Below are 12,972 nucleotides of genomic sequence, written 5' to 3' on the forward strand. Positions count from 1 at the left end.
TTACTTGAGGTTGAACCCTCTGGATCGCAGGAAATCCTGCATGAAGGGGCGTGCCTCCTTGCCCAGGATGCCCCGGATCTGGCCGCTCCAGCTCTGCTGCTTGTTGTTGCTGCTGCGGGACTGGTAGTAAGCCTCGATCTGCTGGTCGTAGCCGGCAAGCAGCTCACGATCCAGTTCGGTCTGATAGCGGTTTTCATGCACCACCAGGGCCCGAGGCAAACGGGGTTTCTGTTCGGGTGCCTGGGCGGGGTGGCCGAGACAGAGGCCGAACAGCGGGATCACCTGATGTGGCAGCCCCACCGCCTCGCTCACGGCAGCCGGATTGTTGCGGATCCCGCCGATATAGACGCCGCCAAGCCCCATGGATTGGGCTGCCAGCAGGGCATTCTGGGCCATCAGGGCGCCGTCGATGGCGCCTATCAGCAGTTGCTCCACAAAGCCGGTCTGGGCATCCGGCACCACTTCGCAGTGGCGATGATAGTCGGCGCAAAACAGCAGGAACTCGGCGGCCTGGGCCACATAGGCCTGGTGTCCCGCCAGCTCGGCCAGGCGGCTGCGCAGTGCCTTGTCGGTCACCCGAATGATGCTGTTGGCCTGCAGGAAGCTGGAGCTGGAAGCGGCCTGGGCCGCGCTCAGGATCTGGTCGAGCTGAATGTCGGTGATGGGCTCGGCGGTGAATTGACGAATGGAGCGATGGGCGAGAATAAGGTCGAGAGTCGGGTTCATGTTGCCTCCAGAGACGAAGCCCACACTCTACCCAAAAACAGCGAGGGGCCCAAGGCCCCTCGCATTAGCAGCGCCGCAGAGTCATCCGCTAGCCTGCCAGCGGATAGCGGCCGGCCTTGCAGCTGACCATGAAACGGCTCTCTTCCACCTGCGCCACCGTCATCGGCTTGCTGAACAGGAACCCCTGAAACACATGGCAGCCCTGGGTGCGCAGGGCGGCGAGCTCGTGCTCGTCTTCCACCCCTTCGGCCATGATGCCAAGGCCCAGGCTGGTGGCCATGGCGACGGTAGCGCGGATCACCGGCAGGTTGAGGCCCACCACGAAGGAACGATCCAGCTTGATGGTGTCGATGGGCAGCCGGTTGAGATAGGCCAGCGACGAGTAGCCGGTACCGAAATCGTCGATGGCAATCTTGATCCCCTGCGCACTCAGGGCGTCGAGGATCTCGATGCATCCCTTCATGTCCAGCATCAATACCGTCTCGGTCAGCTCCAGCGTCAGCAGACTGGCCGCCACCCCGAACTCCTTGAGCTGCTGGGCCACCAGTTCAGGCAGGGCGGAAGAGAGCTGAAAGCCGGAGAGATTGACCGACACCGGCACGTTCACCCGCCACTCCCGTTGCCAGTGGGCCATCTGGGCCAGCGCCGTCGACAGCACCCAGCTGCCTATCTCGCGGATCAGCCCCATCTCTTCCGCCAGCGGGATGAACTCCACCGGCGAGACGTGGCCCAGCACGGGATTGTGCCAGCGCAGCAGCGCCTCGTACCCGAGCAGCTTGCCCTGTGCCACATCCACTTGAGGCTGGTAGCAGAGGCTCAGCTCCCCCCGCCCGATGGCCTTGGCCAGGAACTGCTTCAGGGTCAGCTTGCGATGCAGAGTCTGCTGCATGCTGGGGGTGAAGCGCTGCCAGCGCAGCCGGCCCATCTGCTTGGCCTGGTACATGGCCATGTCGGCGCGGGTGATGAGGTTGTCGCCGTCGTCCGCATCGTCCGGATAGATGGCGATGCCGATGCTGCCGCCGATGGTCACCTCGGGCACGCCGCTCAGCTGCAGCGGCTTGGTCATCTGGGAGAGCATGAGGTCGGCCACCTCCTGCGCCCGATCGCTCGAGTGGCTGAGCGGCACCAGGGCAGTGAATTCGTCGCCACCGAGCCGGGCCAGCTCCACATCGCGCGGACAGATCTGCTTGAGCCGGCCGGCAACCCGCTCCAGCAGGCGGTCACCGGCCTTGTGGCCGTAGTTGTCGTTGACCAGCTTGAAGTTGTCCAAGTCCATGAACACCAAAGCAAAACGTCCACCCAGCCCGCAATAGGCCTCAAGTGATTTCATCAAGCCATAGCGGTTGAGCAGGCCGGTCAGCGAATCGTGCCAGGCCAGGTGGCGGTGTTCCAGCTCTTCCAGTTTGCGGTCGGTGATGTCGCGCATGGTGAGCAGGATCTGCGCCCCCTGCTGAATGTGGCGAAACTGGTACTGAAACCAGCGCATCCCCTTGAGAGTGCGGCACTCCCCCTCGGCCACCACTTCATCGAGGCGGGAGAGCTTCTGATAGAAAGCCTCGTCATTGCCGGAGAAGAGCTGGGAGAGGTAGCGGATCTGGTTGCCGAAACACATGTCGAAATGGTGGTTGCCGCTCTCCAGCTGGCCCTGATTGTCAAACAGACAGGCCAGGGTATCGCCGGTGGCGAGCGAGGACTCCTGATAGAGGGTATCGGCGTCGATCACCGCCTCGGTCATCATCATCAGCCGACCCGCCAGCTGGATGCCGGAGAGGCGCAGGTAGATCTGCTTTTTCACGCCCTTGGGGGAAAGCGTCCACCACTCGCTGTAGCTGCGCCCCTGCTGGAAATCCCCGAGGTAGCGCTGCAACAGCAGATCGATGGCCTGTGCCATGTCGGCCGAGAAATCGCGCGATTGCAGCTCGCCCAGCGAGCTCGCTTCCCACACGCTCAAGGCGGCGCGATTGGCCCAATAGATGTGGTGATGCCGGATGTCATAAACCCAGATTGGGGTATGCAGCACATCCATCCCGTTCAATAACCGTTCGTCTAGCGTATTCATCTAATATGGTGATTCATGATGTGTGATCACAGGGAAACCCAGCGACGGAGGGCCCTCCCGGGCACCCGGTGCTGGTACAAAATCGGATCCAGCCCATAATGTGAAACAAGCATGCGCAAAGGGCTGACTTCATATGAAAACGCTACATGTGAAACCCATGGTCAGAAAAAACGGACTCACGTTGGTATTGTTGGGCATCATAGTAACCATTGCTATGATTTTTATACTTTTTTTATTCGGTGAACAACCACTAATCCCCCTCGTCTCCGGCCTGCTGGCGGGTCTGATGATGATATTTATCGGCTCATTGAAGCTGATTGAGCCTCACTTCAGTCTCTCGCTCTGTCACGATTGTCTGCAATATCACCATAAATACGGCGGTTGGATCCTGAAATGGAGAAATATTCAGCGAATAGACCAGCCGCGCATTCATCTGGGCTGGGATCTGGTCCCCCTGCCCTATATCGGTTTGAAAATAAAAGATTACGACGATTTTTTGACATTGATCACACCCAGATTGGCAGTACGCCTGCTGACCGAGCAACGCAGCGTCTTGTTGCAGGCACTACGCAGCGAACAACCGGCCTGCAGCAGCGGGGGTTGTGCCTGTGCCTTTCAGGGCGAGGGATTGCTGGAGGAGAGCCATTTTCGCTCTCCCTCCGGCCAACGCTATGAGGGGGTGATCGCCATGCTGGCCAACCGCATGACCCGGCTGCGCGAGCTGCTCGGCTACGATCTGCTGGTGCCGGACAACAGCCTTGACCGGGATCCAGTCGAATTTGTCCGGCTGTTGCACCAGTACCAGCAGGAGTCGAATCTAATCCAGATCAATTAAACGCCGGATTGAGCTTGCCAAGGCGGGCGCCTCTTCTTAAGGTCACTGGCTTGTTACACCCAGAACACCGCTTATGAAGTACATCGAAGAGTTCTATCTGTTCGTCAAGGTGGTGCAAGAGGGAGGCTTCTCCCACGCGGCTGCCGCACTGGGCATGCCAACCGGCACCATCAGTCGACGTATTTCTCAGCTGGAAGAGCAGCTCGGCTGCTCCTTGCTACACAGATCCACCCGCAAACTCCGCCTCACCGACGAAGGGCTGCGCTACTACGAGCGCCTGTGCACCCCGCTGGCCGCGATCGAGCAGGCCACTGGCGAGATCCAGGGCAAAGAGGCCGACATCAACGGGGTGATCCGTCTGGCGGCCCCCATCGCCCTCTCCAACACCATCCTGGTCGACATGCTGGCGGACTTTGGCCTGCACTACCCAGAAGTGCAGTTCGACATTACCCAGACCAATGACCACCAGCATCTGTTCGACAACGATCGGGATCTGGTGTTCTTCAACGGCGAGCTGCCGCAATCCTTGCCCAACGCACTCTGCCTTGGCCACATCGAATACGGCCTGTTTGCCTCCCCGCTCTATCTGGAGAAGATGGGCACACCGGCGCATCCCGCTCAGCTGGAAGAGCACGCGCTGATCTACTGCTGGCCGCACCAGCACTGGCAGTTGACCGACCGGGACGAGCAGACGGTACAGATCAAGCGTACCGCCAAACTGACCGTCAACCAGACCCAGGCTGCCGTCCGGGCAGCCAGACGCCACCTGGGAATCGTCAATGCCCCGCTCCACTACGTGCATCCCTTCCTGCAGGATGAGCAGCTGGTCCCGGTACTGCCCGACTGGAAAACCGGCAACCGGCCCTTCTATATGTTGCGCTGCCAGCCTCAGTTTGCCCCGCTGCGTGTTAAGATGTTCGCTGAATTTGTTGAAAAATATTCAGCGCGCTACCGGAATCGCCAATGGGACAATCAATTTTCACCGGCGACCAGCCTGTCCCATTGCATCTGACCGTTGGCGGGCCACACTTATAGCAATCCTCGTTGACTAGGCCAGCCTAACACTATGAATGTATTGATATGTGATGACTCAGGATTCGCCCGTAAACAGCTGGCCCGCGCCCTTCCCGCCGACTGGGATGTGACGCTGCATTACGCCGCCAACGGGCTGGAAGGGATAGAGCAGGTGCTGATGGGTCATGGGGATCTGATCTTTCTCGACCTGACCATGCCGGAAATGGATGGCTACGGCGTGCTGGAGACCCTCCAGCGGGAGGGGTTGCGCAACAAGGTCTTCGTGGTCTCCGGCGATATCCAGCCGGAAGCCTATCAGCGGGTGATGGGGCTGGGAGCGCTGGATTTCATCAAGAAACCCGCCGCACCGGAAACCCTCAGCGCCCTGCTGAAACAGCACGATCTGTGGCAGGCCAAAGGCGCCGCCACTGCCCATGACACCCTGCCCGCCGGCCAGAGTGTCAGTGATGTCGGCAGCCTGGATACCGGCATCAAGATCAGTCCCGAGGTACGCGACGTCTATCAGGAGCTCGCCAACGTCTCCATGGGCCAGGCCGCCGACCTGCTGGCCCGCCTGCTCAACGCCTTCGTGGTGCTGCCCATCCCCAACGTCAACGTGCTGGAAGTGTCCGAGCTGCACATGGCCCTCTCGGCCGCCGCCGACTCGGATACCCTCTCCGCCGTCTGCCAGGGCTTCATCGGCGCCGGTATCGCCGGTGAGGCGCTGATCCTGTTCCACGACTCCAGCTTCAAGGATCTGGCCCGGCTGATGAACCATCAGGGCGTGCTCGATCGCAACGCCGAGCTGGAGCTCTTGATGGATACCGCCAACGTGCTGATCGGTGCCTTTTTGCGCGGCTACGCCAGCCAACTCGACACCCCCTTCAGTCAGGGCCATCCTGTGGTACTCGGCCAGCACAGGCCCATCAACGAGCTCATCAACACCAACAAGAGCCGCTGGCGCCGCACCCTGGCCATCGAGATCAACTACCGGGTCCAGGATTACGCGGTGCAGTGCGATCTGCTGCTGCTGTTTACCGAAGATTCCATCGCCACCATGAACAACAAAATCATGCACATGCTCTAGGAGTGACCATGGAAATCCGTGAATTTCATTGGCTGATGAACATAGTCCAGAACCTGGATGTGGGGCTGGTGGTGCTCGACAAGGAGTACAAGGTGCAGGTATGGAACGGCTTCATGGAGAGCCACAGCGGCCGCTTGGCCGGCGAGGTGCGCGATGGCGTGCTGTTCGAGCTCTTCCCCGATGTGGATCGGGCCTGGTTCGAGCGCAAGGCCAACATGGTGTTCAAGCTCAACAACCGCGCCTTCAGCACCTGGGAGCAGAAACCCTATCTGCTGCGTTTTTCCAACTACCGCCCGATCACCGGCTCAGCCCCCCACATGTTCCAGAACCTGACGCTGGTGCCGCTGGCCGATTTTGGCGGTCAGGTGACTCACATCGCGGTAATGATCTACGACGCCACCGACGAGGCCATGCTGATGAGCGGCCAGCGCCAGGCGTGACCCGCTTTCTTCTCAGCAATAAAACAGGGCGCCTTGGCGCCCTGTTTTATTGAGTGAACCTTAACGTACGGCAAGGTACTCGGTGAAGGCATCGATCACCTCGTCGATGTCGTCATCGGTGATCTGCAGGTGAGTCACCAACCGCATCTCGCCGTAACCGGAGAAGAGGATCCCCCGCTCCTTCATGAACGCGAGCAGCGCCTCGGCGTCCCCTTTCACCAGCCGCAGAAATACCATGTTGGTCTGCACCAGCGCGAGATCCAGCTCGATGCCGGGCAATGCGGCCAACCCTTCGGCCAGCTGTCTGGCACGGCGGTGATCGTCCGCCAACCGGGCCACATGCAGATCGAGGGCAAACAGACCGGCCTGAGCCAGGATCCCCGCCTGACGCATGCCACCACCCAGCATCTTGCGCAGCCGTCTGGCGCGGGCGATGAAGGGGCGAGAACCCACCAGTAGCGACCCTACCGGTGCTCCCAGCCCCTTGGAGAGGCAGATGGAGATGCTGTCAAAGGGTGCGGCCAGCTCGTCTACCCCATGACCGCTCGCCACGGCGGCGTTGAACAAACGGGCACCATCCAGATGCAGTTGCAACCCGCGTTCGTCGACGAATTTGCGCATCGCCTGCAGGTAGTCAAGAGGCAGCACCTTGCCGTTATGGGTGTTTTCAAGGCAGACCAGCCGGGTCTGCACAAAATGAGCGTCATCAGGGGCGATCGCCGCGGCGACATCGGCCACTGCCAGCGAACCGTCGGCCTGCATGGGCACCGCCTGCAGCGCGACCGATCCCAGCACGGCGCTCCCCTGCGCCTCATAGCGATAGATGTGGGCCGCCTGACCGACGATGGCGCCCTCCCCCCGCTGACAGTGGCTCATCACCGCCAGTAGATTGGACATGGTGCCCGAGGGGACAAACAGCGCGGCCTCCTTGCCAAGCAGCTCGGCCCCGCGGGCCTCCAGTGCATTGACGCCGGGATCTTCCCCGTAGACATCATCCCCCACCTCGGCATGCAGCATGCTCTGACGCATGGCATCCGTGGGCTGGGTGACCGTATCACTTCGTAAATCGATATAGCGCATGACATCCCTCCTGAAGCAGGAGGATGACGTTAGCCAGCAGGAGCTGGCTTGGCAAGCGGGCCGTTTCCGGAATGTGAAGCCGGTGACGGCTTACCAGGGCAGCGGCTGGCCCTGCAGGTCGAGGAAACTGCCGGACTGGGCCGGCGACAATTGGTTGATGAGATCAAACAGACGCGGCGCCACCAGCGCCGGATCCTGCAAGGTCTCGGCCGCCAGCTCGTCGAGGAAGGGTTGATTCATGGGGGTGGCCATCAGCCCCGGATGCACGGTGACAACCCCGGCGGCGGGGAAGCGCTCCCCCCATTCGTGGGCCAGCGTTCTTGCCCCCATGTTGAGGGCCGCCTTGCTCATCCGGTAGCTGTAACGGCTGCCCGTCTCGTTGGCGCCAAGACTGCCGGCCAGATCGGAGAGAGAGCAAAGCCAGAGACGGGCATCCGGCGTCATCCGGCGGCTCAGGCAGGCGGCCAGAGCCAGCTGCGGCCAGGCGTTGGCCAGCAGGCTGTCGCACAGCCACCTGGGGTTGACCTCCTCCACCCGCCGCTCCGGCATGAAGTTGATGTCGTGCAACAGACCGATGGTGTTGATAACCACGCTCGGCAACGGCGCCGTGTCATAGAGGGTGAACAGGGCATCGAAGGAGAGCACATCCACCTCCTGCAACGGGAAATAGCAGGCGGGATCTACCCCCTTGGGCAGCTGCCTGCCGGCCAGCACCAACTCCTCGCCACGGGCGGATAGCTCATGTGCCAGCGCCGTGCCCAATCCGCCGCTGCCCAAGATCAGATAGCCCATCTCCCTCTCCCTGCTGCCCTTATCTGCTTTAGAGGGTATCAGAATAATCCCCGGCCGTTGCCCGGCCATCCCCATTCAGGCTCACGCCTCATGCAGGTGTTTGCCAAACTCGCGTGCCCGCGCCAGATCCAGAAATCCATCAGCCTGCTTGTGACTGCGCAAGAACTGGTAATAGGCGAGCAGGGTAACCAGCTCGTCTTCTGCGGGCAGACGCTGCTGCGGCAACTGCTCTTGCAACAGGGTGCCGGCGGCGCTCAGCGCGTCTCTGTCCACCACTTCTGCCTGCCGATAAAGGTAGCCGCAGCCGGTGGCAAGCCACTCCAGCGAGCAGTTGGCGGCCATGGCAATCTGGTTGGCCTTGCCAAGGCCGGGTTCGGCTCCTTTCAGATATTTACGGATCAGAGCTTCGCTCAACCCCACCTTGCGGGCAAAGGCACTGATGCTGCCCGTCCCGATCAGGCTCTGCAAGCGCTCGGCAAAACCGTCCATTTCCTTCCCCTTCAGAACCAAAGTTCGAATTAACAAAAGCCGCATTATTGCCTTGCCAGCCATAAGAGACCAAGATGCTGGCAGCATTTTTTCCCTTATCCGCCAAGGAGCCACCATGCCCGTATCCCGCCTCTCCCTGCATCCACAGGGCCCGACCTTCTCTCGCCTCATCATGGGTTACTGGCGTCTGATGGAGTGGCAACTCTCCCCGAACGCCCTGCTGGATCTGATGAAGTACCACCTGGATCTGGGGGTCACCACCATCGATCACGCCGACATCTATGGTGGCTACCAGTGTGAAGAGACCTTCGGCAACGCCCTGCGCCTTGACCCCTCCCTGCGCAACCGGATGGAGATCGTCAGCAAGTGCGGCATCGCCCTCACCGCCAAGCCGGAACACGCGCTGAATCACTACAACACCGGCAAGGCGCACATCATCGCCAGTGCCGAGGCCTCCTTGCAAAAGCTCGCCACCGACCATCTGGATCTGCTGCTGATCCACCGCCCGGATCCCCTGATGGATGCAGACGAAGTGGCCGATGCCTTCATTACCCTCAAGCAAGCGGGCAAGATCAAGCATGCCGGGGTCTCCAACTTCACCCCTCGCCAGTTCGAGCTGCTGCAGTCGCGCCTGCCATTCCCGCTGGTGACCAACCAGCTGGAGATCTCACCGCTCAACCAGAGCACCACCCTGGACGGCACCCTGGACCAATGCCAGCAGCTGCGCATCAAGCCGATGGCCTGGTCCTGTCTCGGTGGCGGGCGCCTGTTCCAGGCCCCCGAGTATGCCCCGCTGCGCGCCGAGCTCGAGCAGATCCGCCAGGAAGTGGGCGCCAAACAGATCGAACAAGTGGTCTACGCCTGGGTCATGATGCTGCCAAGCCAGCCGCTGCCGCTGATAGGCTCCGGCAAACGGGAGCGCATCGCCGCCGCCGTGGCCGCTGAATCCATCGTCCTCAATCGTCAGCAGTGGTTCCGCATCCGCAAGGCGGCGCTCGGCTACGACGTGCCCTGATTCATCCCGTAAACGCCAGAAACAAAAACGGCATGGGGGAAACCCATGCCGTTTTGCGTTATCGAGGCAGCTCAGCGATGGCGCTGGGGGCGACCACGTGGTGCATCTGTCTTCGGCTTGGCCTGGTTGACTGTGATGGTACGGCCACCGATTTCGGTGCCATGCAAACCGGCGATGGCCTTTTCAGCCTCGCCATTGACAGGCATTTCAATGAAGCCAAACCCCTTGGACTGACCGGTATCGCGATCGATGATGATATCGACCTTGTCTACCTGCCCAAATTGGCTGAACACGGTTGTCAGTTCGTCGGCCGTCATCCGGTACGACAGATTACCTACGTAAATCTTCATGCCATCCACTCTCGATTCAAGGTGCCTTCTCTATCCAATCACCAACACAAAGGTAAGGGCACAACCCCCATGCCGGACCTGCCAGGGCATCATGCCTGGGCACTCCCCCGTACGGTTCACTCAAGTCATTGATCTCTTGGGTGAACAGAACGGGCAAGATCAATTCGAGTCACTGGCAGTATCTGAGCTTTGGGGAAGATTGTCGAGAAAATAGTCAGCTCATATGGGGAGCAGGGTATCCAGCAGCCCCTGCAGCGTGCGTCGACCATGCCAGGCGCGCTTAAAGCCAAAGCGATAGATGCCGGGCGCCACGACATGGGCGCCTTCCCGACTCAACCCCATCAGCGCAGTGGCGGCCGCCAACTGCTCATCGTTCAGCGCCAGATCCAGGCTGAAGGCCAGCCACTGACCATCGTGGCCCACCTTGCGATCCCGCTCGATCCCGACCAGCAACGATCTTGGCAAGGCCTGTGCCCGATCACTGCTGCCATTGAGCAGATAAAGATGCGTCTCGTCCCAGGCCAGCTCCGCCAGCCGCCAGCGCTGCCAGCTGCGAGGCAGTATCATCATCAGCAGCACTATGCCGCCAAACACCAGCCCCACCCAGGGCAGCAAGCCCATTTGCGGATAACCCAGACCGACGGCGGCCAGCACGGTGACCAGGCTCGCCAGCAACAGCACCACCATCACCGGATAGAAACGGCGAGCAGGGGGCATCAGCCAGACCAGTCCCTCTTTGTTCACCAGCTCACTGACCTTCATTCTCTTCTCCTCTTGCCTGTGCGTTCACACGCCCTGGATGCACCAATTTTGTCGCGCATTGTGCGCGAGCCCGACACCGGGATGCAACCGGGCTCGCTCATCGGGTGACGGCCTCACCGGACTCTTGGTATCATTCTCTTCACCTGAGCCCATTCGCATGCTTGTCGGGAGTCTCATGCTTGCCACCACCCTGCTCTTCATGGCCAGTACCTTTCTTGCCGAACCTCATCCCCACCAGGCTGAAGCGATTGGCGGCTACTCCGCCGGCTGCCTCAAGAACGGGGTAGCGCTGCCGCTGACCGGCCCCGGCTATCAGGTGATCCGCACCAAGCGACTGCGCTACTACGGCCACCCCGAGCTCATCGCCTACCTGACCACCCTAGCCAACCAGACCCGCATGGCCGGCATGCCGGATCTCTATATCGCCGATCTCGCCATGGCCCACGGTGGCCCCTTCACCTCCGGTCACCGCAGCCACCAAACCGGCCTTGACGCCGACATCTGGTTTCGCATGGCCAACCAGCCCATCTCAACATGGGAGCAGGATGCCCCCAAAGAGTGGGCGCTGATCGATGAGCCCAGCTACCGGGTGCTGCCCGGGCGCTTCGGCCCCCAGCAGCTAAACCTGCTGCGTCTGGCGGCAAGCAAGCCCGAGGTCGCCCGCATCTTCATCAACCCGGTGCTCAAGGCCGAGGTATGCAAACGGGCGCCTGATGAACCCTGGGTCGCCAAATTGCGCCCCTGGGTCGGCCACTTCAGCCACTTTCATGTGCGTCTGCGCTGCCCGGCCGGCAGCCCTGATTGCCAGCCTCAGGCGCCGATCCCGCCCGGCAACGGCTGCGGCGCCGAACTGGCCTCCTGGCTCAAAGACAAGCCACAACTGCCCAAGGTTTCGATGGCTTACCACAAACCCAGGCTGCCCGCCCGTTGTGGCGGTTGACCACAAGCTGGTATGGTGAGCCGTTATCTGCAAAAAATGTCAATGGAGAACAACAAGATGGCCACTTCACTCTGGCAGAGGGCAACCCAGTCCCTGTTGGTTATGAGCCTGCTGCTGGGCCTGACCGGTTGCGGCATGAACAATATTCCGACCCTGGATGAGCAGGTCAAGGCGAGCTGGGGCCAGGTCGAGAACCAGTATCAGCGCCGTGCCGATCTGGTCCCCAATCTGGTGGCCACCGTCAAGGGTTACGCCAGCCACGAGCAAGAGACCCTCAAAGCGGTGACCGATGCCAGAGCCCGCGTAGGCAGCCTGCAGGTCAGCGATCCCGCCCAGCTCAAGGAGTTTGAAGCGGCCCAGAACCAGCTCTCCGGCGCCCTCTCTCGGCTGATGGTTGTGGTCGAGCGCTATCCGGAGCTCAAAGCGGATCAGCAGTTCCTGACCCTGCAGGCCCAGCTGGAAGGCACCGAAAATCGTATCTCTGTGGCCCGGCGCGACTACATAGAAGCGGTACGCCAGTTCAATACCGAGATCCGCACCTTCCCCGGCGTCATCTGGTCCAAGCTGCTCTACTCGGATCTGGAGGCCAAACCCACGTTCAGCGCCAAGCCCGGTGCCGATGAGGCGCCCAAGGTCAGCTTCCAATGAACCGCGTGATCCGTGCCCTGTTGTCCTGCCTGCTGTTGTGGACGACTGTGGTATCCGCCGCCTCCACCTTCCCCGCCTTGAGCGGGCGAGTGGTGGACGAGGCCAACCTGATGTCCCGCAAGCAGGCCCACCAGCTCACCCAGCAGCTGGCGGCATTCGAGAAGCGCAGCGGCATCCAGCTGGTGGTGGTCTCCATCGACACGCTGGCCGGCGACACCATCGAGGAGTACGGCTATCAGCTCGGCCGTCACTGGGGGATCGGCCAGAAGGGCAAGGACAACGGGGTGCTGCTGCTGATCGCCCAGGATGAGCGCAAGGTACGCATCGAGGTGGGTTACGGGTTGGAAGGTGCCCTGCCCGATGCCATCGCCGCCAACATCATCCAGACCCGGATCCTGCCCGCGTTCAAACGCGGCGACATGGTGGCCGGGGTGGTTGCCGGTAGCCAGGCGATCATGCAGGCGCTGGCGGGCGAGTACAAACCGGTGGACAACGCCAGCAAGGATAAACTGGGCGGGCCCTGGCTGTTCATCCTGATGGTGATAGTGATGATCGTGCTGCACAACCTGCGTGGCGGTGGTGGTGGCGGCAGGGGTGGCCGGCGCCGCGCCGCTTACCTCGCCGGTGGCTTCGGTGCCGGTCGCTCCGGTGGCAGCTTTGGTGGTGGCGGCGGTTTCAGCGGAGGGGGCGGCAGTTTCGGCGGTGGCGGTGCCTCCGGTGGTTGGTAACAGGGAT

15 protein-coding genes are annotated in these 12,972 nt (G+C 61.4%); 8 read left to right on the forward strand and 7 right to left on the reverse strand.

Going from position 1 to position 12,972, the window contains the following annotated elements; translation table 11 throughout:
• Both nfsA and ACB032_RS06840 read right to left on the reverse strand, forming a co-directional pair.
• On the reverse strand, positions 1-726 hold the full coding sequence (nfsA, locus tag ACB032_RS06835; RefSeq protein ID WP_043162912.1) for an oxygen-insensitive NADPH nitroreductase: 726 nt from the start codon (positions 724-726) through the stop codon (positions 1-3).
• A gap of 88 nt (positions 727-814) precedes the next feature.
• Positions 815-2,752 (reverse strand): bifunctional diguanylate cyclase/phosphodiesterase, encoded by a 1,938-nt coding sequence (locus ACB032_RS06840; RefSeq protein ID WP_016350432.1) that lies wholly within the window; start codon positions 2,750-2,752, stop codon positions 815-817.
• A 166-nt stretch (positions 2,753-2,918) separates the two neighbouring features.
• Here ACB032_RS06840 and ACB032_RS06845 point away from each other — a divergent pair, with 166 nt between their 5' ends.
• The 4 genes from ACB032_RS06845 to ACB032_RS06860 all read left to right on the forward strand — a co-directional run bounded on the left by ACB032_RS06845 (position 2,919) and on the right by ACB032_RS06860 (position 6,161).
• On the forward strand, positions 2,919-3,620 hold the full coding sequence (locus ACB032_RS06845; protein WP_371137622.1) for a DUF2982 domain-containing protein: 702 nt from the start codon (positions 2,919-2,921) through the stop codon (positions 3,618-3,620).
• A gap of 73 nt (positions 3,621-3,693) precedes the next feature.
• Positions 3,694-4,632, forward strand: a complete 939-nt coding sequence (locus ACB032_RS06850; RefSeq protein ID WP_011705681.1) for a LysR family transcriptional regulator — start codon at positions 3,694-3,696, stop codon at positions 4,630-4,632.
• A gap of 54 nt (positions 4,633-4,686) precedes the next feature.
• Positions 4,687-5,721 (forward strand): response regulator, encoded by a 1,035-nt coding sequence (locus tag ACB032_RS06855; protein ID WP_371137623.1) that lies wholly within the window; start codon positions 4,687-4,689, stop codon positions 5,719-5,721.
• Between the two features lie 8 nt (positions 5,722-5,729).
• Positions 5,730-6,161, forward strand: a complete 432-nt coding sequence (locus ACB032_RS06860; protein WP_005346525.1) for a PAS domain-containing protein — start codon at positions 5,730-5,732, stop codon at positions 6,159-6,161.
• Positions 6,162-6,221: 60 nt separating this feature from the next.
• Here ACB032_RS06860 and ltaE read toward each other — a convergent pair whose 3' ends face one another.
• From ltaE to ACB032_RS06875, 3 genes are all read right to left on the reverse strand, one after another.
• Positions 6,222-7,241 (reverse strand): low-specificity L-threonine aldolase, encoded by a 1,020-nt coding sequence (gene ltaE / locus ACB032_RS06865; protein ID WP_371137624.1) that lies wholly within the window; start codon positions 7,239-7,241, stop codon positions 6,222-6,224.
• Positions 7,242-7,331: 90 nt separating this feature from the next.
• On the reverse strand, positions 7,332-8,033 hold the full coding sequence (locus ACB032_RS06870) for an SDR family oxidoreductase (RefSeq protein WP_219311035.1): 702 nt from the start codon (positions 8,031-8,033) through the stop codon (positions 7,332-7,334).
• An 81-nt stretch (positions 8,034-8,114) separates the two neighbouring features.
• Positions 8,115-8,522 carry a helix-turn-helix transcriptional regulator gene (locus ACB032_RS06875; protein WP_017410195.1) on the reverse strand — a complete coding sequence of 136 codons (408 nt, stop codon included), beginning with the start codon at positions 8,520-8,522 and terminating at the stop codon, positions 8,115-8,117.
• Positions 8,523-8,637: 115 nt separating this feature from the next.
• Here ACB032_RS06875 and ACB032_RS06880 point away from each other — a divergent pair, with 115 nt between their 5' ends.
• Entirely contained in the window at positions 8,638-9,537 is a 900-nt protein-coding gene (locus ACB032_RS06880; protein WP_371137625.1) for an aldo/keto reductase family oxidoreductase, read from the forward strand.
• A 71-nt stretch (positions 9,538-9,608) separates the two neighbouring features.
• Here the strand turns inward: ACB032_RS06880 and ACB032_RS06885 are convergent, their stop codons facing one another.
• Both ACB032_RS06885 and ACB032_RS06890 read right to left on the reverse strand, forming a co-directional pair.
• Positions 9,609-9,887, reverse strand: a complete 279-nt coding sequence (locus ACB032_RS06885) for an RNA-binding protein (protein ID WP_026080382.1) — start codon at positions 9,885-9,887, stop codon at positions 9,609-9,611.
• Positions 9,888-10,106: 219 nt separating this feature from the next.
• Complete coding sequence (locus tag ACB032_RS06890) at positions 10,107-10,649, reverse strand: hypothetical protein (RefSeq protein ID WP_371137626.1); 543 nt, start codon at positions 10,647-10,649, stop codon at positions 10,107-10,109.
• A 175-nt stretch (positions 10,650-10,824) separates the two neighbouring features.
• Between ACB032_RS06890 and mepA the strand changes: the two genes are divergently transcribed.
• Genes mepA through ACB032_RS06905 form a run of 3 tightly spaced genes read left to right on the forward strand, consistent with a single transcriptional unit; the run spans position 10,825 to position 12,965 of the window.
• Positions 10,825-11,589, forward strand: a complete 765-nt coding sequence (gene mepA / locus ACB032_RS06895) for a penicillin-insensitive murein endopeptidase (RefSeq protein WP_049049043.1) — start codon at positions 10,825-10,827, stop codon at positions 11,587-11,589.
• A 42-nt stretch (positions 11,590-11,631) separates the two neighbouring features.
• Positions 11,632-12,237: a LemA family protein gene (locus ACB032_RS06900; protein ID WP_162275663.1), complete on the forward strand. Its 606-nt coding sequence runs from the start codon at positions 11,632-11,634 to the stop codon at positions 12,235-12,237.
• Complete coding sequence (locus ACB032_RS06905; protein ID WP_371137627.1) at positions 12,234-12,965, forward strand: YgcG family protein; 732 nt, start codon at positions 12,234-12,236, stop codon at positions 12,963-12,965. Before ACB032_RS06900 ends, ACB032_RS06905 begins: the two co-directional genes overlap by 4 nt.
• Positions 12,966-12,972: the final 7 nt, after the last annotated feature.

Source organism: Aeromonas sp. S5(2024) (assembly GCF_041403025.1).
In the GTDB taxonomy this organism is placed as follows: Bacteria; Pseudomonadota; Gammaproteobacteria; order Enterobacterales; family Aeromonadaceae; genus Aeromonas; species Aeromonas hydrophila.

Bases quoted from the DNA above. Each gene is read 5' to 3' on its own strand.
- ACB032_RS06875 (WP_017410195.1), bottom strand. From the start codon at position 8,522: ATGGACGGTTTTGCCGAGCGCTTGCAGAGCCTGATCGGGACGGGCAGC.
- ACB032_RS06860 (WP_005346525.1), top strand. From the start codon at position 5,730: ATGGAAATCCGTGAATTTCATTGGCTGATGAACATAGTCCAGAACCTG.
- nfsA (WP_043162912.1), bottom strand. From the start codon at position 726: ATGAACCCGACTCTCGACCTTATTCTCGCCCATCGCTCCATTCGTCAA.
- ltaE (WP_371137624.1), bottom strand. From the start codon at position 7,241: ATGCGCTATATCGATTTACGAAGTGATACGGTCACCCAGCCCACGGAT.
- ACB032_RS06890 (WP_371137626.1), bottom strand. From the start codon at position 10,649: ATGAAGGTCAGTGAGCTGGTGAACAAAGAGGGACTGGTCTGGCTGATG.
- ACB032_RS06845 (WP_371137622.1), top strand. From the start codon at position 2,919: ATGAAAACGCTACATGTGAAACCCATGGTCAGAAAAAACGGACTCACG.
- ACB032_RS06885 (WP_026080382.1), bottom strand. From the start codon at position 9,887: ATGAAGATTTACGTAGGTAATCTGTCGTACCGGATGACGGCCGACGAA.
- ACB032_RS06880 (WP_371137625.1), top strand. From the start codon at position 8,638: ATGCCCGTATCCCGCCTCTCCCTGCATCCACAGGGCCCGACCTTCTCT.
- mepA (WP_049049043.1), top strand. From the start codon at position 10,825: ATGCTTGCCACCACCCTGCTCTTCATGGCCAGTACCTTTCTTGCCGAA.
- ACB032_RS06870 (WP_219311035.1), bottom strand. From the start codon at position 8,033: ATGGGCTATCTGATCTTGGGCAGCGGCGGATTGGGCACGGCGCTGGCA.
- ACB032_RS06905 (WP_371137627.1), top strand. From the start codon at position 12,234: ATGAACCGCGTGATCCGTGCCCTGTTGTCCTGCCTGCTGTTGTGGACG.
- ACB032_RS06840 (WP_016350432.1), bottom strand. From the start codon at position 2,752: ATGGATGTGCTGCATACCCCAATCTGGGTTTATGACATCCGGCATCAC.
- ACB032_RS06900 (WP_162275663.1), top strand. From the start codon at position 11,632: ATGGAGAACAACAAGATGGCCACTTCACTCTGGCAGAGGGCAACCCAG.
- ACB032_RS06855 (WP_371137623.1), top strand. From the start codon at position 4,687: ATGAATGTATTGATATGTGATGACTCAGGATTCGCCCGTAAACAGCTG.
- ACB032_RS06850 (WP_011705681.1), top strand. From the start codon at position 3,694: ATGAAGTACATCGAAGAGTTCTATCTGTTCGTCAAGGTGGTGCAAGAG.